At 65.5% G+C, this 21,876-nt stretch carries 17 protein-coding genes and 2 tRNA genes; 12 read left to right on the forward strand and 7 right to left on the reverse strand.

Annotated features, from left to right (window positions below; translation table 11 throughout):
* Nucleotides 1–32 precede the first annotated feature (32 nt).
* From ilvC to ilvD, 4 genes are all read right to left on the reverse strand, one after another.
* Entirely contained in the window at nt 33–1,058 is a 1,026-nt protein-coding gene (gene ilvC / locus ACKAE7_RS13070; RefSeq protein WP_188808557.1) for a ketol-acid reductoisomerase, read from the reverse strand.
* A gap of 92 nt (nt 1,059–1,150) precedes the next feature.
* Nucleotides 1,151–1,663: an acetolactate synthase small subunit gene (ilvN, locus tag ACKAE7_RS13075; RefSeq protein ID WP_009356538.1), complete on the reverse strand. Its 513-nt coding sequence runs from the start codon at nt 1,661–1,663 to the stop codon at nt 1,151–1,153.
* A 2-nt stretch (nt 1,664–1,665) separates the two neighbouring features.
* A complete protein-coding gene (locus tag ACKAE7_RS13080) occupies nt 1,666–3,573 on the reverse strand; it encodes an acetolactate synthase large subunit (RefSeq protein ID WP_190610203.1) in 1,908 nt (635 codons plus the stop codon).
* A gap of 346 nt (nt 3,574–3,919) precedes the next feature.
* A complete protein-coding gene (ilvD, locus tag ACKAE7_RS13085) occupies nt 3,920–5,638 on the reverse strand; it encodes a dihydroxy-acid dehydratase (protein WP_191034580.1) in 1,719 nt (572 codons plus the stop codon).
* 267 nt (nt 5,639–5,905) lie between these two features.
* On the opposite strand from ilvD, the gene ACKAE7_RS13090 reads away from it, so the two are divergent.
* The 3 genes from ACKAE7_RS13090 (at nt 5,906) to ACKAE7_RS13100 (ending at nt 8,430) form a co-directional block, all read left to right on the forward strand.
* Nucleotides 5,906–7,111, forward strand: a complete 1,206-nt coding sequence (locus ACKAE7_RS13090) for a hypothetical protein (RefSeq protein ID WP_191034581.1) — start codon at nt 5,906–5,908, stop codon at nt 7,109–7,111.
* A gap of 49 nt (nt 7,112–7,160) precedes the next feature.
* Nucleotides 7,161–8,240, forward strand: a complete 1,080-nt coding sequence (locus ACKAE7_RS13095) for a PQQ-dependent sugar dehydrogenase (protein ID WP_229666241.1) — start codon at nt 7,161–7,163, stop codon at nt 8,238–8,240.
* A gap of 114 nt (nt 8,241–8,354) precedes the next feature.
* A tRNA-Lys gene (locus ACKAE7_RS13100) sits at nt 8,355–8,430 on the forward strand.
* Nucleotides 8,431–8,653: 223 nt separating this feature from the next.
* Here the strand turns inward: ACKAE7_RS13100 and ACKAE7_RS13105 are convergent.
* Nucleotides 8,654–9,115 carry a MarR family winged helix-turn-helix transcriptional regulator gene (locus tag ACKAE7_RS13105; protein WP_188728229.1) on the reverse strand — a complete coding sequence of 154 codons (462 nt, stop codon included), beginning with the start codon at nt 9,113–9,115 and terminating at the stop codon, nt 8,654–8,656.
* 96 nt (nt 9,116–9,211) lie between these two features.
* Here ACKAE7_RS13105 and bcp point away from each other — a divergent pair, with 96 nt between their 5' ends.
* The 8 genes from bcp to ACKAE7_RS13145 all read left to right on the forward strand — a co-directional run bounded on the left by bcp (nt 9,212) and on the right by ACKAE7_RS13145 (nt 19,252).
* Nucleotides 9,212–9,685 (forward strand): thioredoxin-dependent thiol peroxidase, encoded by a 474-nt coding sequence (gene bcp, locus ACKAE7_RS13110; protein WP_188808552.1) that lies wholly within the window; start codon nt 9,212–9,214, stop codon nt 9,683–9,685.
* 98 nt (nt 9,686–9,783) lie between these two features.
* Nucleotides 9,784–9,865 (forward strand) — tRNA-Leu (locus tag ACKAE7_RS13115).
* A 254-nt stretch (nt 9,866–10,119) separates the two neighbouring features.
* Nucleotides 10,120–10,794 carry a fasciclin domain-containing protein gene (locus ACKAE7_RS13120; protein ID WP_188727963.1) on the forward strand — a complete coding sequence of 225 codons (675 nt, stop codon included), beginning with the start codon at nt 10,120–10,122 and terminating at the stop codon, nt 10,792–10,794.
* Between the two features lie 240 nt (nt 10,795–11,034).
* On the forward strand, nt 11,035–12,642 hold the full coding sequence (locus ACKAE7_RS13125; RefSeq protein ID WP_377102885.1) for an ABC transporter substrate-binding protein: 1,608 nt from the start codon (nt 11,035–11,037) through the stop codon (nt 12,640–12,642).
* Nucleotides 12,643–12,721: 79 nt separating this feature from the next.
* The gene (locus ACKAE7_RS13130) at nt 12,722–14,224 is read left to right on the forward strand and encodes a malate:quinone oxidoreductase (RefSeq protein ID WP_188808550.1); all 1,503 of its coding nucleotides are present in this window, start codon (nt 12,722–12,724) and stop codon (nt 14,222–14,224) included.
* A gap of 69 nt (nt 14,225–14,293) precedes the next feature.
* Complete coding sequence (locus ACKAE7_RS13135) at nt 14,294–17,524, forward strand: efflux RND transporter permease subunit (RefSeq protein WP_408979407.1); 3,231 nt, start codon at nt 14,294–14,296, stop codon at nt 17,522–17,524.
* Between the two features lie 136 nt (nt 17,525–17,660).
* On the forward strand, nt 17,661–18,770 hold the full coding sequence (locus ACKAE7_RS13140; protein ID WP_188808548.1) for an LLM class flavin-dependent oxidoreductase: 1,110 nt from the start codon (nt 17,661–17,663) through the stop codon (nt 18,768–18,770).
* Nucleotides 18,770–19,252: a MarR family winged helix-turn-helix transcriptional regulator gene (locus ACKAE7_RS13145; protein WP_104184868.1), complete on the forward strand. Its 483-nt coding sequence runs from the start codon at nt 18,770–18,772 to the stop codon at nt 19,250–19,252. Before ACKAE7_RS13140 ends, ACKAE7_RS13145 begins: the two co-directional genes overlap by 1 nt.
* Here ACKAE7_RS13145 and ACKAE7_RS13150 read toward each other — a convergent pair.
* Both ACKAE7_RS13150 and ACKAE7_RS13155 read right to left on the reverse strand, forming a co-directional pair.
* Nucleotides 19,249–20,055 carry a transglutaminase family protein gene (locus ACKAE7_RS13150; RefSeq protein WP_188808547.1) on the reverse strand — a complete coding sequence of 269 codons (807 nt, stop codon included), beginning with the start codon at nt 20,053–20,055 and terminating at the stop codon, nt 19,249–19,251. The genes ACKAE7_RS13145 and ACKAE7_RS13150 overlap by 4 nt on opposite strands.
* Before the next feature lie 71 nt (nt 20,056–20,126).
* On the reverse strand, nt 20,127–20,939 hold the full coding sequence (locus ACKAE7_RS13155; RefSeq protein WP_188808546.1) for a hypothetical protein: 813 nt from the start codon (nt 20,937–20,939) through the stop codon (nt 20,127–20,129).
* Nucleotides 20,940–21,094: 155 nt separating this feature from the next.
* On the opposite strand from ACKAE7_RS13155, the gene ACKAE7_RS13160 reads away from it, so the two are divergent.
* Nucleotides 21,095–21,757: a DUF1684 domain-containing protein gene (locus tag ACKAE7_RS13160; protein ID WP_188808545.1), complete on the forward strand. Its 663-nt coding sequence runs from the start codon at nt 21,095–21,097 to the stop codon at nt 21,755–21,757.
* The last annotated feature ends 119 nt before the right edge of the window (nt 21,758–21,876 follow it).

Consider the following 21,876-nt stretch of genomic DNA (forward strand, 5'->3'; position numbering starts at 1 on the left):
TCTGTCTTTTATAACGGCACGTTGAGCCAGGCTTAGCGGGCTGCGGAGCCTTCGACGTAGTCCACGTCCTGCTGCTGCCAGGCGAAGAGGGAGCGCAGTTCGCGGCCGACAGCCTCGATGGGGTGCTGCTCAGCCTTGGCACGCAGTGCCTTGAACTCCACGCCGCCGTTGTCCTGGTCCTCGATGAAGCGCTTTGCGAAGGCACCGGACTGGATGTCGGCCAGGACGGCCTTCATGTTTTCCTTCACCTCGGGGGTGATGACGCGCGGGCCGGAGACGTAGTCGCCGTACTCAGCGGTGTCGGAAACGCTCCAGCGCTGCTTGGCGATGCCGCCTTCCCACATGAGGTCAACGATGAGCTTGAGCTCGTGGAGGACCTCGAAGTAGGCGATCTGGGGCTGGTAGCCGGCTTCGGTGAGGGTTTCGAAACCGTACTGGACCAGCTGGGACACGCCGCCGCACAGGACGGCCTGCTCGCCGAAGAGATCCGTTTCGGTTTCTTCGGTGAAGGTGGTCTTGATGACGCCGGCGCGGGTGCCGCCGATGGCCTTGGCATAGGACTTGGCCAGCTCCCAGGCGGAACCGGTGGCGTCCTGCTCAACGGCGATGATGTCCGGGATGCCGCGGCCGGCTTCGAATTCGCGGCGCACGGTGTGGCCGGGAGCCTTCGGGGCGACGAGGATGACGTCAACGCCCTCGGGAGCCTGGATGTAGCCGAAGCGGATGTTGAAGCCGTGGGCGAAGGCAAGGGCCTTGCCGGGCTTCAGCTTGTCCTTGATGGAGTCGTTGTAGATCGAGCGCTGGTGCTGGTCCGGCGCCAGGATCATGATGACGTCGGCCCATTCGGCGGCGTCGGCAACGTTCTTGACCGTGAAGCCTGCGTCCTCGGCCTTGGCGATCGACGTCGAGCCTTCCTTGAGGGCGATGGCAACCTCGACGCCGGAATCGCGCAGGTTGAGCGCGTGGGCGTGGCCCTGGGAGCCGTAGCCAACAATGGCTACCTTGCGGCCCTGGATGATCGACAGGTCGGCGTCGTCGTCGTAAAACATTTCAGTCACTTGCGTAACTCCTCTTGAGTGGGTTGTAGATGGGTGTCTTTGTGGTGCGGTTGCGGGCGTTGCCTGCTGCCGGGCCGGGCCCGGGCAGCGTCCTAGGCGGAACGCAACGCCCTGTCACTCATGGAGCGGGATCCCCGTCCAACGGCCAGGGTGCCGGACTGCACGATTTCGCGGATGCCGAAGGGCTCCAGCACTGAGAGCAGTGCTGCAAGCTTCTCCGGAGTACCGGTTGCCTCGATCACCAACGAGTCTGTGGACACGTCGACGACGGCGGCACGGAACAGGTCTGCAGCCTGGGTCACCTGCAGACGTGTCGCGGCATCCGCACGTACCTTGACCAGGATGTGGTCTCGCTGTACGGAAGATTCAGAAGTCAGCTCAACGATCTTGATGACGTTGATCAGTTTGTTGAGCTGCTTGGTGACCTGCTCGATCAGGTCACCGTCGGCGTCGACGACGACGGTCATCCGGGAGATCCCCGGAACCTCGGTGGGGCCAACAGCCAGTGAGTTGATGTTGAAGGCACGGCGGGCGAAGAGGCTCGCGACGCGGGTCAGGACGCCGGGCTTGTCTTCCACCAGGACGGAGAGTGTGTGGCGGCTCATGGTCAGTCCTCTTCTTCCCATTCCGGGGTCATGTTGCGGGCAACCTGGATCTGGTCGTTGCTCACGCCGGCGGGCACCATCGGCCACACCATGGAGTTCGGGCTCACCACGAAGTCGATAACCACAGGCCGGTCGTTGATTTCGAGTGCCTTCTGGATGGTGGCGTCGATGTCCTCGTCGCGTTCGCAGCGGAACGCGGCGCAGCCGTAGGCCTCCCCCAGCTTGACGAAGTCCGGGATGCGGACGGTGTCGTGGCCGGTGTTGAGGTCCGTATTTGAGTACCGGCCCTCATAGAAGAGGGTCTGCCATTGCCGGACCATGCCCAGGGAGGAGTTGTTGATCACCGCCACCTTGATGGGGATCTTGTTGATGGCGCAGGTGGCCAGTTCCTGGTTGGTCATCTGGAAGCAGCCGTCGCCGTCGATGGCCCAGACTACGCGGTCCGGCTCGCCGACCTTGGCGCCCATGGCGGCAGGAACCGCGTAGCCCATGGTCCCGGCACCGCCTGAGTTCAGCCAGGCGTGCGGACGCTCGTACTTGATGAACTGTGCTGCCCACATCTGGTGCTGGCCCACGCCGGCAACGTAGACGCCTTCAGGCCCGGTCAGGGCGCCGATGCGCTCGATGACCCGTTGCGGTGCGCTGAGCCCGTCATCGGGTTCGGTCCAGCCCAGCGGGTAGGTCTCCTTAAGGTTGTTCAGGAAGGCCCACCAGGTGGTGAGGTCCGGCGTTCCGGATGCCTCGAACTGGGTGCGAACAGCTTCGGTGAGTTCAGGGATGATCTCCTTGACGGACCCGACGATGGGCACGTCCGCGGTGCGGTTCTTGGAGATCTCGGCGGGGTCGATGTCCGCGTGGATAACCTTCGCCATGGGCGCGAAGGTCTTGAGGACGCCGGTGACGCGGTCGTCGAAACGGGCACCGAGGGTGATGAGCAGGTCGGACTGCTGCAAAGCAGTCACGGCAGAGACGGTGCCATGCATGCCGGGCATTCCCATGTGCTGGGGGTGTGAGTCCGGGAAGGCGCCCTTGGCCATCAGCGTGGTGACAACCGGGGCTCCGGTGGCCTCGGCGAGTGCCAGCAGCTCCGCCGCGGCGTGCGCCTTGATGACGCCGCCGCCAACGTACAGCACAGGCTTGCTCGCCGCTGCGATCAGCTTGGCGGCCTCGCGCACCTGCTTGTTGTGCCCGCGGGTGACCGGCCGGTAGCCGGGCAGGTCGATTTTCGGCGGCCAGGAGAATGTCATCTGGCCGACCTGGGCGTCCTTGGCCACGTCCACGAGGACGGGACCGGGGCGGCCGGTGGACGCGAGGTGGAACGCTTCAGCCATGACATGCGGGATGTCGTTGGGGTCCGTCACCAGGAAGGAGTGCTTGGTGATGGGCATGGTGATGCCCACGATGTCGGCTTCCTGGAACGCGTCGGTTCCGATCACGCCGCTGGACACCTGGCCGGTGATGGCCACCAGCGGAACGGAGTCCATGTGGGCGTCCATGATGGCGGTGACGAGGTTGGTGGCGCCCGGGCCCGAGGTGGCGATACACACGCCAACCCGTCCGGTCACCATGGCGTAGCCTTGCGCGGCGTGGCCGGCTCCCTGTTCGTGACGGACCAGCACGTGATTCATGCTGGAGGCCATCAAGGGGTCGTAGGTGGGCAGGATCGCGCCACCGGGCAAACCGAAAATATCGTCGACGCCGAGTTCTTCGAGCGAGCGGACAATAGCTTGCGAGCCGGTCATCACCGTTGGGGGTACAACGTTGTTCGGCCCAAGGACAGGAGAGGCGGCAGCAAGGTCAGCAGCGACGACGGCATGGTCGGCCGTCCGGTCGGCGCGTTCCGGAGCCTTGGTGGCTCCAGCGGACTTAGTAGCCATCAGCGAGGGGCTGATCGGCGATCCTTTGCTCATCGGACTCTTCCTTGTGGATCATCTGTGGTTCGTGGAAACTGCAGGAAATAAAAAAACCCCTCAGCCTGGCGGCTCTTCGAGGGGTTGCGCGTGACGGTTCGTTACCCGGGGCTAATGTGCCACGCGCTTGGTAAGGACGACGACGATGCCGGTAACGAAAGTCATGCGTTCAGTTTTCCCTCTGGGCAAGATGCGTGTCAACGAGCTGCCCCGCGATCTCACCATGTGGACCCCATTGTCCACTCTTTGGCTGGCTCCCCCAACTAAGTAGCGGCAAGTGTCGTTTTGAGCGTTCAAAACGACACTTAGTGCTACCTAGTTGGGGTTAGCCGCCGAAACGCAGCTGCTACCCGCAGTATGCGCCTGTGCTGGCGCTGTGCACCAGCTTTGCGTACTTGGCCAGGACGCCCTTGGTGTAGCGTGCCGGCAGGGGCTCCCAGCCCACCTTGCGGGCTTCGATCTCTGCCTCGTCCACCAGCAGGTCGAAGCTGCGGGCGGCGATGTCCACGCGGATCCTGTCGCCGTCCTTCACGAAGGCGATGGGGCCGCCGTCGACCGCTTCCGGGGCCACGTGGCCGATGCACAGGCCGGTGGTGCCGCCGGAGAACCTGCCGTCGGTGAGGAGAAGGACGTCCTTGCCCAGGCCGGCACCCTTGATGGCGCCGGTGATGGCCAGCATTTCGCGCATGCCCGGGCCGCCCTTGGGGCCTTCGTAGCGGATCACCACGACGTCGCCGGCCTTGATCCGGCCGTTGTCCAGCGCGTCAAGGGCGCCCTGTTCGCGCTCGAACACCCGGGCGGTACCTTCAAAGACGTCGGCGTCGAAGCCTGCGCTCTTCACGACGGCGCCCTCGGGGGCCATGGTGCCGTGCAGGATGGTGATGCCGCCGGTCTTGTGGATGGGGTTGTCCAGCGCGCGGAGGATCTTGCCGTCCACGTCCGGCGGGTTGATGGCCTCGAGGTTTTCGGCCACGGTCTTGCCGGTGACGGTGAGGCAGTCGCCGTGCAGCAGGCCGGCGTCGAGCAGTGCCTTCATGATCACGGGCACGCCGCCGATCTTGTCCACGTCGGTCATGACGTAGCGGCCGAAGGGCTTGAGGTCGCCCAGGTGCGGAATCTTGTCGCCGATGCGGTTGAAGTCATCCAGCGTCAGCTCAACTTCGGCCTCGCGGGCGATGGCCAGCAGGTGCAGCACGGCGTTCGTGGAGCCGCCGAACGCCATGGTGACGGCGATGGCGTTCTCGAAGGCCTTTTTGGTCATGATGTCGCGGGCGGTGATGCCCTGGCGCAGCAGGTTGACGACGGCTTCGCCGGACTTGCGGGCGAATTCGTCACGACGGCGGTCTGCCGAGGGCGGGGCTGCGGAGCCGGGCAGGGACATGCCGAGCGCCTCGCCGATGCAGGCCATGGTGTTGGCCGTGTACATGCCGCCGCAGGCGCCTTCGCCCGGGCAGATGGCCTTTTCGATGCGCGTCAGGTCTTCCATGCTCATCTTGCCGGCGGCGCACGCGCCCACGGCTTCGAAGGCATCGATGAGGGTGACTTCCTTCTCGGAACCGTCCTCAAGCTTGACCCAGCCGGGCATGATGGAGCCGGCGTAGAGGAACACGCTGGACAGGTCCAGGCGGGCTGCTGCCATGAGCATTCCGGGAAGCGACTTGTCACAGCCGGCCAGCAGCACGGATCCGTCGATCCGCTCAGCCTGCATCACGGTCTCCACGGAGTCGGCAATGACTTCGCGGGAAACCAGGGAAAAGTGCATGCCTTCATGGCCCATGGAGATGCCGTCGGACACGGAGATGGTGCCAAACTGCATGGGGAAACCGCCGCCCGCGTGAACGCCTTCCTTGGCGCCCTGCGCGAGCCGGTTCAGGGAGAGGTTGCAGGGAGTGATCTCGTTCCACGAACTCGCGACACCGACCTGGGGTTTTGCGAAGTCGTCGTCCCCCATGCCGACCGCCCGGAACATGCCACGTGCGGGAGCCGCGTGGATTCCGTCGGTAACAACCCGGCTCCGGGGTTTGATGTCAGGCTTGTTCTCGGTTGCGATGTGGGTGTCACTCATAGGGGAAAGTCTATGGCTCCGCCGAACGGCGCAACGACAGATCCGGGACGTTTGGGGGCAAAAAACAGAAAATTTCATTCAGATTATGGACACCCATCTCAGATAATGAGATGAAACTGGCTTGCCCTCCCCCGCCTGTGGTGCGGCTCACGGATGTTGGCCGCCTGCGCCGGCGGCGGCGGACTTCCCCGTCAATCTGGACAGTCCTGACCGCCGGACGTAGCGTCGGGGAAAGTACACCTTGCCATCCGGACTGAAGGGCTTGCCATGGATTTTGTTTTCTGGATCATTTTGCTTGTTGTCATCGTGGGGGTCGTGTGGTGGCTGCTCAAGCGCAACAGTTCATCCACGGCGCCGGGAGCCTCCGCCCCGGAGAGGAGCCGCGCGGACGGAGCGCTTTCCGGCGGCAGTGCCGCCGCGTCCGCTGAAGCTGCCGGAACCACCGGCATCGCCGGCGCTGCAGGCTTTGGCAGTCCCGCCGAGCCCGCGGCTCCCACCACCGCCGACGATCATGCCGGAGCAGCGGCACCGGCCCGCGAGCCGGAGACGGCACAGCCCACCGGCCCGAAGGAGCGGGAAGGTTCCGGTGCTTCCTCCGCAGCCGCTGCCCCTGTAGCAACCGGCGCGCCCGGGGCCTCCGGATCCACCGCCGCCCCGGCAACGTTCGGGCAGGACGGACGCAGCCAGGACGACGACGAGTGGGAGACCCAGTGGTCGGAGGCTTCGGGCTCCTCCGCCGTTTCCCCGGGCGCGGCATCCAGGGGTGGCGCCTCCACGGGTGCCGTTCCCACCCATACAACGGAGGTGAATCCGGCCGGCGAAAGCGGGATGCCCGCTGCAACGGGGCACCAGGCGGAAGCAGCGGCAGCGCCGGATCCGGAATCCCACCGCGCCCCGATCCACCACCCCGAGTACACCGAGCCCCACGCTCCCACGCTGCCGGGCGCGGAAACAGCCGCGGTGGAGGACATTGACGACGCCGGGACTGCAGCGCAGGCTCCGGCGCCTGCAGGTACCGTCGGGCCACAGCCGGCCACCGGGATCAGCGCCAGCGCTGCGCCTCACGGGGACGCCGGCGTAGCGCCCCGGCACGGCCAGGAGGACAGCGCAGCGGCGTCCGCGGAAGCCGCCGTTGTTCCCGAGACCGCCGCCACAGCTGAGACCGCGGACCGCACCCAGTCTTCCGCGCTGGTGGAAACCGCAGCGGACCGGGACCAGCAGCCCCAGGCCGTTCCAACGCCCGAACCGGCGGGACACCTGGCAGCCGATGAGCCCTATGGCGCCGGCTCGGCGTCCGCCGGAACAGACGGCAGCGGCCCGGACGGATACACCGTGAAAGGCGATGCCGGAGCCATGGTCTACTACGAGGAGGGACACCCCGACTATGAACAGGCCCGGGCCGACGTCTGGTTCGAATCGGAGGCGCATGCCGAGGCAGCGGGCTTCCGGGCACCACGGCGGCGGCGCCTCTAGCAACGGACCAGCCGGCTCCGGCCAGCCCCCTCCCTGTCTCCGAAAGTGGTTGCCTGCTGTCGCTGCAGCCTGCCTCGCTTTGCTCCTGGCCGGCTGCACGGGCGGTGACGGCGGCGGGCCCACCGGAAGCACGACCCTCCCGGAGACAAGTGAAGTGCGGGTGCCGGACGTCGCCGAACGCCTTGAGCTTCAACTGAGCATCCCCTGGTCCGCCGTGTTCCTGCCGGACGGAACGGCCATCATCTCCGAGCGCGACACGGCCCGCCTAAAGGCAGTGCCGGCCGGAGGAGGAGGCCGGGAAACCATAAACCTTGGTGAAGTTCCAGGGGTGTCCGCCGCCGGCGAGGGCGGCCTGTTGGGACTTGCACTGTCCCCCGGCTTTGCCTCCGACCGCTACCTGTACATGTACTTCACCGCACAGGAGGACAACAGGATTGCCAGGGCAGGGGTGCAGGAAACCGGTGACGGTGGACTGTCCCTGGACCGGCCGGAGGTTATCTTCACCGGCATCCCGAAAGCCAACACCCACAACGGCGGCAGGATCCGCTTTGGCCCGGATGGGTTCCTGTACGTGGGGACGGGCGACTCGCAGCGGAGGAACCAGCCCCAGGACCCCGACGCCCTGGGCGGCAAGATCCTGCGACTGACGGCCGACGGCGGTCCGGCGCCGGGCAATCCCTTCGGCAACGCCGTCTACAGCCTGGGCCACCGCAACGTCCAGGGCCTCGCCTGGGACAGTGCAGGACGGCTGTGGGCCAGTGAATTCGGCCCCGACGTCAATGACGAACTGAACCTGATCGTATCCGGGGGAAATTACGGCTGGCCGGCGGTGACCGGCGCACCCCGCCGCCCCGAGTTCCAGGACGCAAAAGTCGTGTGGCCTTCAACCAGCGAATCGTCCCCCAGCGGCCTGGAGATCGTGGGATCCACCGCCTACTTGGGGGCGCTGCGGGGCCAACGGCTATGGACGGTGCCACTTGCGGGCGAGGAAGCCGGGACGCCTGTGGGCCATTTCACACGCCAATACGGCAGGATCCGCGACGTCATACGGACTCCAGAGGGCGGATTCTGGCTTCTGACTAACAACGAAAACCCTGATTCTGTGCTGGTTTTGCCCCCGCTGCCCTGATGCGGGAGCAGTCCAGGGATCCGATTTCACATGGGCAAAAAGTTCGTGTAGAGTTTCATGTCGTTGCGGAGATCAACGGGGAAAGAAAAGCCCGATGATCACAGCAAATAAGATGCACCTCTAGCTCAATTGGCAGAGCAATTGACTCTTAATCAATGGGTTCCGGGTTCAAGTCCCGGGGGGTGCACCACTGGGAAGACAGCCTCCGGCTCGCGGAAACGCGAACCGGGGGCTGTCTTGTTGTGTGCCGCGCTGCAGGCGGGCCTGCCGACTTTCCTTCACGCTTTCGCCCCACGCTGCTAATCCTCAACAGGAGGCTTACCTCCGCCTGCAACCACACACGTGATGGCCACAAAAAAGGCGTGACCGCAGCTGTGAAGCTGTGGCCACGCCCGGGCGCTGGAGACGCCGGTTTAGCGTGTTGAAGGCGAGTTCTCTATCAATGCTCCCTCGCCGGGAGAATTGGCGAATTGGCTTGCGAGTTCCCGCACCACTGCCTGGAGCTCCTGCCGCAGCAGGTCCGGATCGATCGACGCCGACGCCAGCACCGACCGTTCCATTTCCACCGCCGCCGCGACAGCTTCCTTGCCCTGCTCGGTAAGGGACACGACGTGGCTCCTGCGGTCCGAGGTGCTGCGGACCCGGACAATGTGTCCGTGGGCCTCCAAGCGGCTGAGCGTCTTACCCATGGTCTGAGCCTGGACGCGAACGTACTGCGCAAGCTGGGCTTGCGTCATGGGGCCCTGGGCATCCAGGACCTCGATGGCTATAACACCTGCGTGGGTGAGGCCGATGGCGCCAAGTTTTTCGTTCCAGGAGTGTTCGACGAGGCGCGCAGCAGTGGACAAGAGGCGCCCCGTGGGCCAGTGATCCATATCAGGCATAGCAGCCAGTATAGCCAAGTAGGGATTAGCGCTGGTTCCCGGTGCTTACTAGGCTGGTGTGTCCCGCCTGCAACTAGGAGAAAAACATTGGCTGAAAGACTCGTTACCGGAGACGACGCGCCCGGTTTCACATTGAAGGATTCCTCAGGCACCGACGTCAGTTTGTCCCCCCGCCAGGGCCGCCACACCATTGTGTACTTCTATCCGGCGGCCGCCACGCCGGGCTGCACCAAGGAGGCGTGCGACTTTCGCGACAGCCTGGCTTCCCTCCAGGCGGCGGGCTACGACGTCCTGGGCATCTCCCCGGACCCCGTGGAAAAGCTTGCAAAATTCGCAGCCAAGGAAGGCCTGGGCTTCCCTTTACTCTCAGATGCGGACCATGCGGTTGCCGAGGCATATGGCGCCTGGGGCGAAAAGAAGAACTACGGCAAGACCTATGAGGGGCTCATCCGTTCCACCATCGTGGTGGACCCGGACGGGAAGGTTGCGCTGGCCCAGTACAACGTCAGGGCCACAGGCCACGTAGCCAAACTTCGGCGGGACCTGAACCTGGACGCCTGACAAAGATGGGCTAAGCCGGGGCCTTGCCGCGGCGACGCTACAATGGACACTGGCATCCGCCGTCGGGCCCTGTGAGGGCCGCAACGACCGGCAGCCCTGCGCGAGTGGTGAAATTGGCAGACACGCAGGATTTAGGTTCCTGTGCCTTCGGGCGTGGGGGTTCAAGTCCCCCCTTGCGCACTGTGAGGTCCCCCGGCTGTGGCCGGGGGACCTTTTGCATTTGTCGCCCCTTCGGCCCTGTCCCTTCCGCACTGCACCGAAGGGGAATCCGGGCTCCGCCGAAAAACTCCAAGGAATTTACCCATCCGCATCCTGCCGCCGGCCGAATAGACAGTGAGACACCAGCCAAGGGCAGGTGCCCACCAGCAAGTTTCGAAAGACGCCGCAGGCACCACGCCCGCGGCGGGCAGATGCCACAACCAAGGAGAACCGACATGCAGACCATCAAGCGCACAACCTTCACCGTCGCAGGCGTTGCAGCAGCAGCCCTGTTCAGCCTGACTGCCTGCGGCGGGTCCGCAACCACCACCGCCTCCTCCGCCCCGGCAGCCGAGCCGTCCGCGTCCAGCATGGCCCCCTCGCCGTCGGCCAGCACCTCTGCCGCGGCCATGGATCCGGCCGCCAACCTGGTGGGCCCGGGCTGCGCTGCCTACGCCGAGCAGGTTCCCTCCGGCGCAGGCTCGGTTGAGGGCATGGCCCTTGACCCGGTTGCCGTCGCGGCATCCAACAACCCGATCCTCACCACCCTCACCTCGGCAGTGTCCGGGAAGCTGAACCCCAAGGTGGACCTCGTGGACACCCTGAACGGTGGAGAGTTCACGGTCTTCGCACCGGTGGATGACGCTTTCGCCAAGATCGATGCAGCCACCATCGAAACCCTCAAGACGGACGACGCACTCCTGAGCAAGATCCTCACCTACCACGTGGTTCCGGGCCAGATCACCCCTGACATGATCGCCGGCACCCACGCCACCGTCGAGGGCGGCAGCGTAACCGTTACCGGCAGCGGCGACGAGCTCAAGGTTGACGACGCCAACGTGATCTGCGGCGGCGTTCAGACGAAGAACGCCACCGTCTACCTGATCGACTCGGTGCTGATGCCCAAGTAAGCACCCGGCAGGCCAGTTCCTTCAGGTAAGCCGGGGGCCGTCCGAAAGGACGGCCCCCGGCTTTTCTGCCCTGGCGGGAACCCTCCGACCGGTTCCAGGTACCTCCAAGGAGCGTCTATTAGACTGGGCTCCGGCCCGCACGCGGCGGAGCCGGCAAAATCCCGAGGTGATAATCGAGTGCCCAGCAGTACATCGCGGCGGACGGTCATCAAGACCGGCGCTGTTTTCCTCGCCTTGGGCATGACCTCGTGCACCGCCGTCCCTGCCCCCTCGCCGTCCTCCGGCTCCCCCAGCACAACTGCTGCTCCCGAGCCCGCCGCTACCTTCAACTTCGGAACCGCAGCCCAGCCGCTGGGCCTGGATCCAGCCCTTTCCAGCGATGTTGAGTCCCAGCGCATCACCCGCCAGATCCTTGAGGGACTGGTGGGCGTGGACCAGATCACCGGGCAACCCACACCACTGCTCGCCACGGAATGGACCGAATCCAACGAAGGCCGCTCCTACACTTTCAAGCTCCGGACCGACGTTGTGTTCCAGGACGGAACCCCGTTCAACGCCGACGCCGTGTGCACCAACTTCAACCGCTGGTTCGCGTTCTCCCCCGACATAAGGCGGCAGGCGCCCGGCAGCTCCTTCAAGGGAGTCTTCAAGGCCCACTCGGATGAGCCTGAGCTCTCCATCTTTAGGAGCTGCACGGCCGAATCCGCGGACACGGTTCGGATTGACCTCACCCAGCGGTTCACCGCCTTCCTGCAGGCCCTCACCCTGCCTGCCTTCGCCATCGCCTCACCGGCAGCCCTCGCCGCAGGCATGGCTGACGTCCTGGACCAGAACCGCGGCGGGCAGCCCGTGTCAGGCTTCGGGACCAATCCGGTGGGAACCGGGCCGTTCAGGCTCGCCTCGTGGGACGAAGGCAGTGTCACCCTGGCCACCAACACCTCCTACTGGGGGGACCGCGGCCAGATTGCCACCATCAACTTCGTAGCCTACGACCACCCGCAGTCGCGGCTGCAGGCCCTGCTGGACGGCAAGATCGACGGCTACGACGCCGTGACGGTGGGCAACTTCGACCAGCTGGTCAAGCGCGGAAAGCAGATCGTCCAGCGTGACCCGTTCTCCGTGATGTACGTGGGCATCAACCAGGACATTCCCGTGCTCAAGAATTTGAAGGTCCGCCAGGCCATCGAAATGGCGATCGATAAGGAAACGCTGATCCGCCGGTTCTTCATTGACAACACCGCCAAGGCCACGCAGTTCGTCCCGCCCAAGATCAGCGGCTTCAACAACGACGCCCCGGCCCTGGGCCACGACCCCGCCAAGGCCAAGGAATACCTCGAAGAGGGAGGGTACGCCGGTGAGGAGCTGAAGTTCTACTATCCCCTGAACGTCACCCGCCCCTACCTGCCCACACCCGAGAAGGTGTACGCCGAGATCAGCCGCCAGCTCACCGCCGTCGGGCTCAACATCCGTCCCGTGCCGGTGGACTGGGCGGACGGCTACCTGCAGAAGGTGCAGTCCCCCGGCGACCATGCGCTCCATCTGCTGGGCTGGAACGGCTCCTATTCCGACGCCGACAATTTCGTGGGCCCCCTCTTCGGGGAGAGGAACGGCGAGTTCGGCTACCACGATCCGCAGGTCTTTTCGAAGATCAACCGGGCGCGCGGGCTTCCGGAAGGCGAGGAACGGGATGAGCAATATCACACCATCAACGCCCAGATCGCCGCGACCGTACCGGCCGTCCCCGTCGCCTTCCCGATCTCCGCGCTGGCCCTGTCCGACCGCGTACTGAGCTATCCGGCGTCCCCGGTCTTAAATGAAGTTTTCACGAAGGTGCAACTAAAGCCTTGACGGAGCGGTCCAATTTCAGTATGTCCGCTGCCCGGGGATATTCTGTGACAGCCAGAGCCGCTGCAATCGGAGACTGATCGTGACCTTCATTTCCAAGACCCCACATGCCGACGTCGTCCTGATTGGCGGCGGCATCATGAGCGCCACGCTGGGGGCATTCCTCAAGCAGCTTGAGCCGGACTGGACCATCTCCCTGTTCGAGCGCCTGGACCAGCCGGGGCTGGAAAGCTCCGATCCGTGGAACAACGCCGGAACCGGCCACGCCGCCCTCTGCGAGCTCAACTACTCCCCTGCAGCCAAAGACGGCTCAGTGGACCCCTCCAAGGCGCTGCTCATCAACGAACAGTTCCAGCTTTCCCGCCAGTTCTGGTCCCACCTGGTGGACCAGAAACTGATCGGATCCCCTAAGGGCTTCATCAATACCGTCCCGCACATGAGCTTCGTGATCGGCGAGGACCATTCCCGGTTCCTGCGGTCGCGTTACGAGGCCCTCAAGCCCCACACGCTGTTCCGGAGCATGGAATATTCCGAGGACCACGCCCAGATCGCCAAGTGGGCGCCCCTGATCGTCAAGGGACGCGACCCGAAGCAGCGCGTTGCCGCCACGCGCGCCGCCGAGGGCACCGACGTCGACTTCGGGGCGCTGACCCGGGAGCTGACCACCTACCTCGGGAACAACGGCGTCGAAATCAACTACGGCCATGACGTCACGGGAATTTCCAGGGCGTCCGACGGCGGCTGGAACCTTTCGCTGAAGTACCCCAAGTCCGGGGAGCACAGCAAGATCCACGCCAAGTTCGTGTTTGTCGGCGCGGGCGGCGGCGCCCTGCACCTGCTGCAGGCCTCGGGCATCCCGGAAAGCAAAGGCTACGGCGGGTTCCCGGTCTCCGGGCAGTTCTTCCGCTGCACCGACGAAACCATTGCCGCGCAGCACAGTGCCAAGGTCTACGGCCAGGCATCGGTGGGCGCTCCCCCCATGTCCGTCCCGCACCTCGACACCCGGTATGTTGGCGGCAAGCGGTCGCTGCTGTTCGGCCCCTACGCCGGATTCTCCACCAACTTCCTGAAGAACGGCTCGTACCTGGACCTTCCGCTGTCCATCAGGCCCAGCAACATCATTCCCATGCTCGCAGTGGCCAAGGACAATATGGACCTCACCGCCTACCTGGTGAAGGAAGTGGCCAAGAAGCACGCCGACAAGGTGGAGGCTCTTCGTGAGTACTACCCGGAGGCCAAGGACGGCGACTGGGAACTGATCACCGCCGGCCAGCGTGTACAGATCATCAAGAAAGATCCGCAGAAGGGCGGCGTGCTGCAGTTTGGCACTGAAGTGATCGCCGGCCGCGACGGTTCCATCGGCGCGCTCCTGGGCGCATCGCCCGGAGCATCCACTGCGGTACCTATCATGATCGAGTTGCTGAAGAGGACCTTCCCCCGGAACTTCAAGGGCTGGCAGTCCAAGCTCAAGGACATGATGCCCGGCTACGGGGTCAAGTTGGACGAGAACCCGGACCTGGCTGTTGAGCTGGAAAAGGCGACGGCCGCATCACTTCAGCTGGAGAGCGTTTCCGCCAGCCACTGACCCTGCCGGGGCCGGCGGCCGGCACCTTCGGGTCCGTATCAGTCCCTCAATCCCACAGGAGATCATGCGATGTTCCGGCTGGCACAACTTTCACTTGCGAACCGGGCCCTGATCGCACTGATCACAGTCTTCGCCTCGGTCTTCGGCGTGATCACCATGTCGTCGCTGAAGCAGGAACTCATCCCCTCGATCGAGTTCCCGCAGATCACGGTGCTGACCGCCATGCCCGGCGCCTCCCCGGAGGTGGTGGACAAGCAGGTGAGCGGGCCGCTGGAGACGGCGCTGAACGGCGTGGAGGGGCTGGAATCCACATCCTCCACCTCCCGCAACGGCGTCTCGCAGATCACCATGGTGTTCACCTACGGTTCGAACCTGGACCGTGCGAGGAACCAGATCGACCGCGCCATCTCCAACGCCAAGCGGTCCCTGCCGGAGGATGTCCAGCCGCAGGCAATTGCCGGCAGTATCAGCGACTTTCCCATCGTTTTCCTGGCCGTGTCCTCGGACAAGACGCTCAGCGAGCTGAACGCAGACCTCCAGCGGCTGAGCGTGCCCCGGCTGCAGAAGATCGACGGCGTCCGCGGCGCTGATGTGACCGGCGGCGCTTCCCAGCACATCGAGATCCTTCCGCGCGGTGACGCCATGGCCGCGGCGGGTGCGAGCATCACCTCCATCCGGGACGCGCTGGAGAGCAACGGTGCGCTGATCCCGGCCGGCACGCTCGAGGAGCAGGGAAAGACGCTCTCCCTGCAGATCGGCAGCCCCGTGGATTCCCTGGCGGCCATCGAGGCGCTGCCGCTGGGGGGAGCAAAAGACGGGGCCACCATCGGCAGCGTGGCGGACGTGTCGCTGCAGGATGACGAACGGACATCCATCACGCGAACCAACGGGGAGGAAACCCTCGCCGTGTCCGTGACCAAGAAGCCTGAGGGCGACACGGTGGGCATCTCGCACGCGGTGCGGGACACGCTTGACGAGCTTGAGGCGGAACTGGGTTCGAATGCCAAGTTCACTCCGGTGTTCGACCAGGCACCCTTCATTGAGAAGTCCATCAAGGACCTCACCACCGAGGGCCTGTTGGGCCTGGGCTTCGCCGTTGCGGTCATCCTGGTGTTCCTGATGTCCACCCGCTCCACCCTGGTCACGGCGGTCTCCATTCCGCTCTCGCTCCTGATCACCTTCATAGGCCTGTCCGCCACCGGATACTCCCTGAACATCCTGACGCTGGGTGCGCTCACCATCGCCATCGGCCGCGTGGTGGATGACTCCATCGTTGTCATCGAGAACATCAAGCGGCACCTGAGCTACGGCGAGGACAAAGTCACTGCCATCCTGACTGCCATCAGGGAGGTGGCGGGGGCCATCACCGCCTCCACCCTCACCACCGTGGCGGTGTTCCTCCCCATCGCGTTTGTTGGCGAGCTCGCAGGTGAGCTGTTCAGGCCGTTCGCCCTCACGGTCACCATGGCGCTGTTGGCCTCGCTGCTGGTCTCGCTGACCATCGTCCCCGTTCTGGCCTACTGGTTCCTGAAGAACAACGGTGCCGCAGGCGCGGGGGCGGCCGCTCCCGCAGCTGCCCGGCGGAGAGCGGACGAGGCCCGTGCCAAGGCATTGGAGGCGGAACAGCGCAGCAGGCTCCAGCGCGGCTACCTGCCAATCCTCACCAAAACCCAGAAGCATCCCGTGATCACGCTGGTGGCGGCAGCCCTGGTCCTCGGTGCCACCGCCGCCATGACACCGCTCCTGGCCACCAACCTCCTGGGGAACTCCGGGCAGAACAGCCTCACGGTCCGCCAGGTCCTGCCGGCCGGCACCACACTCGCCGACACCAGCGCGGCAGCCATCCGGCTGGAGGAAGTGCTTCGCGGCATCGACGGCGTCAAGGACATCCAGGTGACCTCGGGCAACGCCCAGGCAGGTTTCGCCGCGCTGACCTCCACCGGCTCGTCCAACTCCACGTTCACCGTGGTGACGGACGAAAAGGCGGATCAGGAACAGCTCCAGGAGACGGTACGCAGCGAACTGGCCAAGGTGCCCGATTCCGGCAAGATCTCGGTAGGAACGCAGCAGGGCGGTTTCGGCACCTCGTCCACCGTGGACATCACCCTCAAGGCGGCCAGCACTGCCGACCTCCAGGAAGCCAGCGACACCATGGTGGCGGCGATGACCGGGGTGCCCGGCACCAGCGAGGTGGCGACCAACCTCGCGGCCAGCCAGCCCGTGGTCCAGGTCAGGGTGGACCGGGCCAAGACGGTAGCCGCCGGGCTCAACGAGGAACAGGTGGCCGGCGTCCTGGCGTCCACCATCAGCCCCATCCCGGCCGGAGAAGTCCGGATTGACACCAACGACTTCCCTGTCCAGATCGGCCAGGGCACCAGGTTCACCAGCATCGACGCCGTCCGTGGTATTCCGCTTCCGGCAGCGGGCGGGCCGGTGCCGCTGGGAAGCATCGCTTCCGTGGAACAGGTGGATGTGCCGGTGTCCATCACCGCCAGCAACGGCCAGCGCACGGCACGCGTGTCCGTGACGCCGTCGGACGCCAACCTGGGTGCGGTCAACGCGGAAGTCCAGAAGCGGCTGGCGGATGTCCAGCTGCCACCAGGGGTCACCGCTGAAATCGGCGGTGCCACCACCCAGCAGCAGGAGTCCTTCCAGCAGCTCGGGCTGGCCCTGCTGGCGGCCATCGCCATCGTTTACGTGATCATGGTGGCAACCTTCAAATCCCTGATCCAGCCGCTGATCCTGCTGGTATCGGTCCCGTTTGCAGCCACGGGAGCCGTGGCGCTGCTCCTGGTGACCGGCGTGCCCCTGGGACTTCCCTCGCTGATCGGCATGCTCATGCTGGTGGGGATTGTGGTCACCAATGCCATCGTGCTGATCGACCTCATCAACCAGTACCGGCAGCCCCGGGACGGCCGGCCGGGCATGAACGTGGCGGATGCGATCACGCACGGGGCACGGCAGCGCCTGCGCCCCATCCTGATGACCGCGCTCGCCACCGTGTTCGCGCTGACGCCCATGGCCATGGGCCTCACCGGCGGCGGTGGCTTCATCTCGCAGCCGCTGGCGGTTGTCGTCATCGGTGGGCTGATCTCCTCGACCGCCCTGACGCTGGTGCTGGTGCCTGTCCTGTACAGGCTGGTGGAGGGCCGGCGTGAAAAGAAGGCGCTGCTCCGGGATCTCCAGGCCCGCCACGACTTCGGCCCCGGGCCGGACGTCGATGAGGAGTTCAGGGACTGGACGACGGGCATGGTTCCCAAGACCAGCGGCCGCCGCGCCGCTCCGGGCGGTCCCGCCTAACGACCGGCCCGGCCCGCACGGGCTTAACGGAATATATCCCCAAGGGATGCGTTGTACCCTGCGGTAGATGCAAATGCATCTAAATTGGACTACACTGGGACCAAGCCCGGAGAGTCCAGGAAGGGAAAGGCACATCATGCAGATCGGTGTTTTCAGCGTCAGCGACATCACCACTGACCCCACCACGGGGCAGACCCCCACCGAGAACGAACGCATCAAGGCGTCGGTGGCCATCGCCAAAAAGGTCGAGGAAATCGGCATGGATGTCTACGCCCTCGGCGAGCACCACAACCGGCCTTTCTTCTCCTCCTCCCCCACCACAACCCTGGCGTACATCGCGGCCCAGACGGAACGCATCACGCTGTCCACGGCCACCACGCTGATCACCACCAATGACCCGGTGAAGATCGCGGAGGACTTCGCGATGCTCCAGCACCTGGCCGACGGCCGTGTTGACCTGGTCCTGGGCCGCGGCAACACCGCGCCGGTGTACCCGTGGTTCGGCAAGAACATCCAGGACGGCGTGGAGCTGGCCATCGAGAACTACAGCCTGCTGCGGAAGCTCTGGGACGAGGACACCGTGAACTGGTCCGGCAAGTTCCGGACGCCCCTGCAGAACTTCACGTCCACGCCCCGCCCGCTGGACGGCGTCGCCCCCTTTGTGTGGCACGGCTCCATCCGCACACCGCAGATCGCCGAGGTGGCGGCCTACTTCGGTGACGGCTTCTTCGCCAACAACATCTTCTGGCCCAAGGAGCACTACCAGCAGCTGATCGGCCTGTACCGCGAACGCTATGAGCACTACGGCCACGGCAAGGCGGACCAGGCCATCGTGGGCCTCGGCGGACAGTTCTTCATGCGGAAGAACTCGCAGGACGCCGTCAAGGACTTCCGTCCGTACTTCGACAACGCGCCGGTCTACGGCCACGGCCCCTCGCTCGAGGACTTCACCTCGCAGACGCCGCTGACGGTGGGCAGCCCGCAGGAAGTCATCGAAAAGACCCTGACGTTCCGGGAGTACTTCGGCGACTACCAGCGCCAGTTGTTCCTGATCGACCACGCGGGCCTGCCGCTTAAAACCGTGCTGGAACAGCTGGACTTGTTCGGCGAGGAGGTCCTCCCCGTCCTGCGTAAAGAGTACGCGGCCCGCAAGCCGGCCCACGTTCCCGAGCCGCCCACGCACGCCGGCCGGGTAGCCGCACTGCTGGCCGCCCAGGACGCGGAAAAGTCCGCCGCGGACGCGTGATGGCAGGCAAGAGCGCGGAGTCGCCGGTGCGGCTCGCCGCAGAAACCTGGGAGTCGCTGTTCCGGGCCCAGGTTGCGGTGATGCGGAAGCTGCAGTCCGGCCCGGCCTTCCGGAAGCTGGCAGTCAATGAGTACGACGTCCTGTTCACCCTGTCCCGGTGCCCGTCCGGCTGGCTGCGGCTCAATGAACTCAACGACAACGTCCTGTTGAGCCAGTCCAGCCTCAGCCGGCTGGTGGAGCGGCTTGAGAAGCGCGGGCTCATCGCGAGGATGCCCGCGCCCGAGGACGGCCGTGGTGTCCTGCTGAAACTGACGGATGAGGGCCGGGAACTCCAGAAGGAGATTGGCCGTGAGCATGTGCGCGACATCTCCGAACTCATGGGCCCGGCCCTGACACAGGCGGAACAGAAGGAACTCATGCGGCTCACCACCAAGCTGCGGAGTTCACTGGGCCCGCGGCCGCCCCGGCAGGACCCGCGCTAGCCCAGGGCCACGAGCCTGGCGGGGTCCTCCACCGGCAGGCTGCCGTTGACCACGGCAGTGACCTGCATCTGGCTCAGGCTCAGGCTTCCGCCCACCGTGGACAGGAATGCGGTGTCGGCCGAGTCCCGGCCGGCCGTGATCCGCAGCATCGACTCCCGCGGGGCCAGGCCCGTGGGATCGATCACGTGCCACCCGCCTTCCACGTAGGCTTCCGCGACGGCATGGAAATCCATGGGGGTCAGGCCGGGGGCGTACACGGCGGCCAGGCGTGCCGGAATGTCCTTGGACCTCAGCAGCGCAATGGCCAGGTGGGCGAAGTCCCGGCAGACGCCCCGGCGGCTCAGGAGGGTTTCCACGGCGCCGTCGGTCCCGCGGGAGGAGCCACTGATGTACCGCAGCTCGCCGTTCACCCAGTTCCGCACGGCGTGCAGCAGTTCCCCGCCGGTGGCTCCGTCGAATTCCGCGTACGCGGTGGGCAGGAGGCGGTCCGACTCCGCGTAGCGGCTGGGCCGGACGTAGCGGATGCGGTCAGCAAGTTCCGCTTCCTCAGGCTGCGCCTTTCCGGCGACCGTGGCGGAGTATTCCACGACCACCTCGGACGGTTCCGCGAACTCCATGTAGTGGAGCCGGCCGCCGTGGTGGTCCGGCACCTCGCTCACGGGGACCTGCGCGCCGCCAGCCGTAACGGACAGGTTTTCCTCGAAGGACGAGTAGCCGGGGTTCCTGGCGGCGGCGATGGCCATGGCCACTTTGGTGTTGGGTGTGGTCTTGAAGACCAGGCGTGCGGAAACAGTGCGTTCCATGACTCTCCGGGGGTGTCGGCAGGAAAGAAGCCGCCGCTGGTCCCGGCCGGGGATGCGGGCAGGGAACGGGACTAGTTCTTGATCTCCAGAGACATTAGCATCCGCTGGACGTTGGCGAAGTCAGCACTCTCGCTGGCGTACTTTGCGGCCTGGTCAAGGGTGTCGAATGCTTTGGCGGGCGCCACTTTTTCATCGGGCGCAAAGGCCCTGACGGACACCAGGTCACCGAAGGAGTAGTCGCCCTTACCCGCCGGCCCACGGACTATGTTGCGCAGTTCGCAGGCCTGCCCGTCGGGGCCGCCAACCACGTTTGTGATGCCGTAGGAGCCGAAGAACCGGTACCCCTGGATTGCCCGGAACACCACCCTGGGCGGAATGGTCCCCTCCCCGCCTGCGGCGGACAGTTCAACAGGCACGCTGCTGATCACGGTGTAGGGCCGCCGGGCGTCCTCGGGACAGTCGGCGGACGACGGCGGGAGCCCCGTCCGGAGCGCCGCCATGAAGGTGCCGTCCGGCTTTTTCACCTCGATCTTCAAGGCACCGGGCAGGGTTCCCTCCTCAGGTGGGACCGACTGCGCTATCCAGGTTTCCGGCAGTTCGAAGACCACGGTTTTGGCCGGATCGGAGAAAGTCTTCCACGCGGAGGCTGTGGCGGCAGGCTGGGCTGTTGCGGAGCCGGACGCAGCGGCCGTGGCGCCTGGGGATGCCGCAGCCGAAGCCGCCCCTTCCGGCGCAGCGGTGGCGGTTCCGGTGGCGCCGGAGTCACCGGGCTCCGCTGTCCATGCGGGCCCGCTGTTTGACGGGGTGGAGCAGCCGGCAAGGAGTGCGCCGGCCAGAAGCACGGCGGCTCCGGGCAGGACCCCAGCTGATGCGATGCGTCTCATGCAGCCAGCCTAACGGGACGGGGCAGCGGCAGGACCTGGCCCGGATCGGCGTTTTCTGCCACTCCCGGGGCCCAAACGAGGGGCCGGAGCCGGCCAACAGCGGTGCGTGTCGCCGCCGGCGGGGCATCACCGGCCCCGGGGACTAGGCTGGTGCTATGGCGGACATCCAGCACGGCGCAGCCGAAGATCACGTGGCGGAGATCTCCGCCGTCGACATTGCTGACTGGCGGCTGCGGACCTTTGCCTTGTACGACAATGTGCGCAAATTGTCCGTGGAAAGCCCGGCGGAAGCACATTCGTATTGGCGCCACCAGCGCGACCTTCTTTTTGCCACGCACCCCGCCTCCGCGCTGTCCGCAGCGGACAAGGCGCGCTTCTCCGGCCTCAAGACGGCTGACTATGATCCCATCTACCGTTTCCACGTCCCGCTGACCAATGAGGGTGCGGGGCGGGAGATGAGCGTGGAAACCGGCACCGACGGGGTGGTGGACTTCGTCCGGCTTGGCACGTTCGACCTTCCCGAGATGGGGCAGCTCGCCGTGTGGAAGCTGCGGGGATACGGCGGCGGCATCTTCGTGCCGTTCCGGGACGCAACCGCCGGCCAGCCCGGCGGAAGCTACGGCGCCGGGCGGTACCTGCTGGACACCATCAAGGGCGCGTTCCACGGGGTCAGCGGGACAGGTCCGGGCGCCGCGTTCGTCCTGGACTTCAACTTCGCCTACAACCCCTCCTGTGCCTACAACGAGGCCTGGGCCTGCCCCCTGCCGGGTCCGTCCAACCGGCTGGCCGTGGAAATCCCGGTCGGCGAGCTGTACTGACCGCTGAGGGCAGCAGCAAGCCCCAAGCCTTTTAGAGGACGGCTAGGGCGTGTCTCCTAAATTGAGGGATGGCTGGCTGGAATGCTTAAGGTGTGTCGCGAACTTCTGTCTTGAGTGAT

The sequence above is a fragment of the Pseudarthrobacter sp. NKDBFgelt genome, from assembly GCF_046097905.1.
GTDB classification, from domain to species: Bacteria; Actinomycetota; Actinomycetes; order Actinomycetales; family Micrococcaceae; genus Arthrobacter; species Arthrobacter polychromogenes.

Bases quoted from the DNA above. Each gene is read 5' to 3' on its own strand.
- ACKAE7_RS13090 (WP_191034581.1), top strand. From the start codon at position 5,906: ATGGATTTTGTTTTCTGGATCATTTTGCTTGTTGTCATCGTGGGGGTC.
- ilvN (WP_009356538.1), bottom strand. From the start codon at position 1,663: ATGAGCCGCCACACACTCTCCGTCCTGGTGGAAGACAAGCCCGGCGTC.
- ACKAE7_RS13150 (WP_188808547.1), bottom strand. From the start codon at position 20,055: ATGGAACGCACTGTTTCCGCACGCCTGGTCTTCAAGACCACACCCAAC.
- ilvD (WP_191034580.1), bottom strand. From the start codon at position 5,638: ATGAGTGACACCCACATCGCAACCGAGAACAAGCCTGACATCAAACCC.
- ACKAE7_RS13120 (WP_188727963.1), top strand. From the start codon at position 10,120: ATGCAGACCATCAAGCGCACAACCTTCACCGTCGCAGGCGTTGCAGCA.
- ACKAE7_RS13160 (WP_188808545.1), top strand. From the start codon at position 21,095: ATGGCGGACATCCAGCACGGCGCAGCCGAAGATCACGTGGCGGAGATC.
- ACKAE7_RS13140 (WP_188808548.1), top strand. From the start codon at position 17,661: ATGCAGATCGGTGTTTTCAGCGTCAGCGACATCACCACTGACCCCACC.
- ACKAE7_RS13145 (WP_104184868.1), top strand. From the start codon at position 18,770: ATGGCAGGCAAGAGCGCGGAGTCGCCGGTGCGGCTCGCCGCAGAAACC.
- ACKAE7_RS13080 (WP_190610203.1), bottom strand. From the start codon at position 3,573: ATGAGCAAAGGATCGCCGATCAGCCCCTCGCTGATGGCTACTAAGTCC.
- ACKAE7_RS13155 (WP_188808546.1), bottom strand. From the start codon at position 20,939: ATGAGACGCATCGCATCAGCTGGGGTCCTGCCCGGAGCCGCCGTGCTT.
- ACKAE7_RS13135 (WP_408979407.1), top strand. From the start codon at position 14,294: ATGTTCCGGCTGGCACAACTTTCACTTGCGAACCGGGCCCTGATCGCA.
- ACKAE7_RS13125 (WP_377102885.1), top strand. From the start codon at position 11,035: ATGACCTCGTGCACCGCCGTCCCTGCCCCCTCGCCGTCCTCCGGCTCC.
- ACKAE7_RS13105 (WP_188728229.1), bottom strand. From the start codon at position 9,115: ATGGATCACTGGCCCACGGGGCGCCTCTTGTCCACTGCTGCGCGCCTC.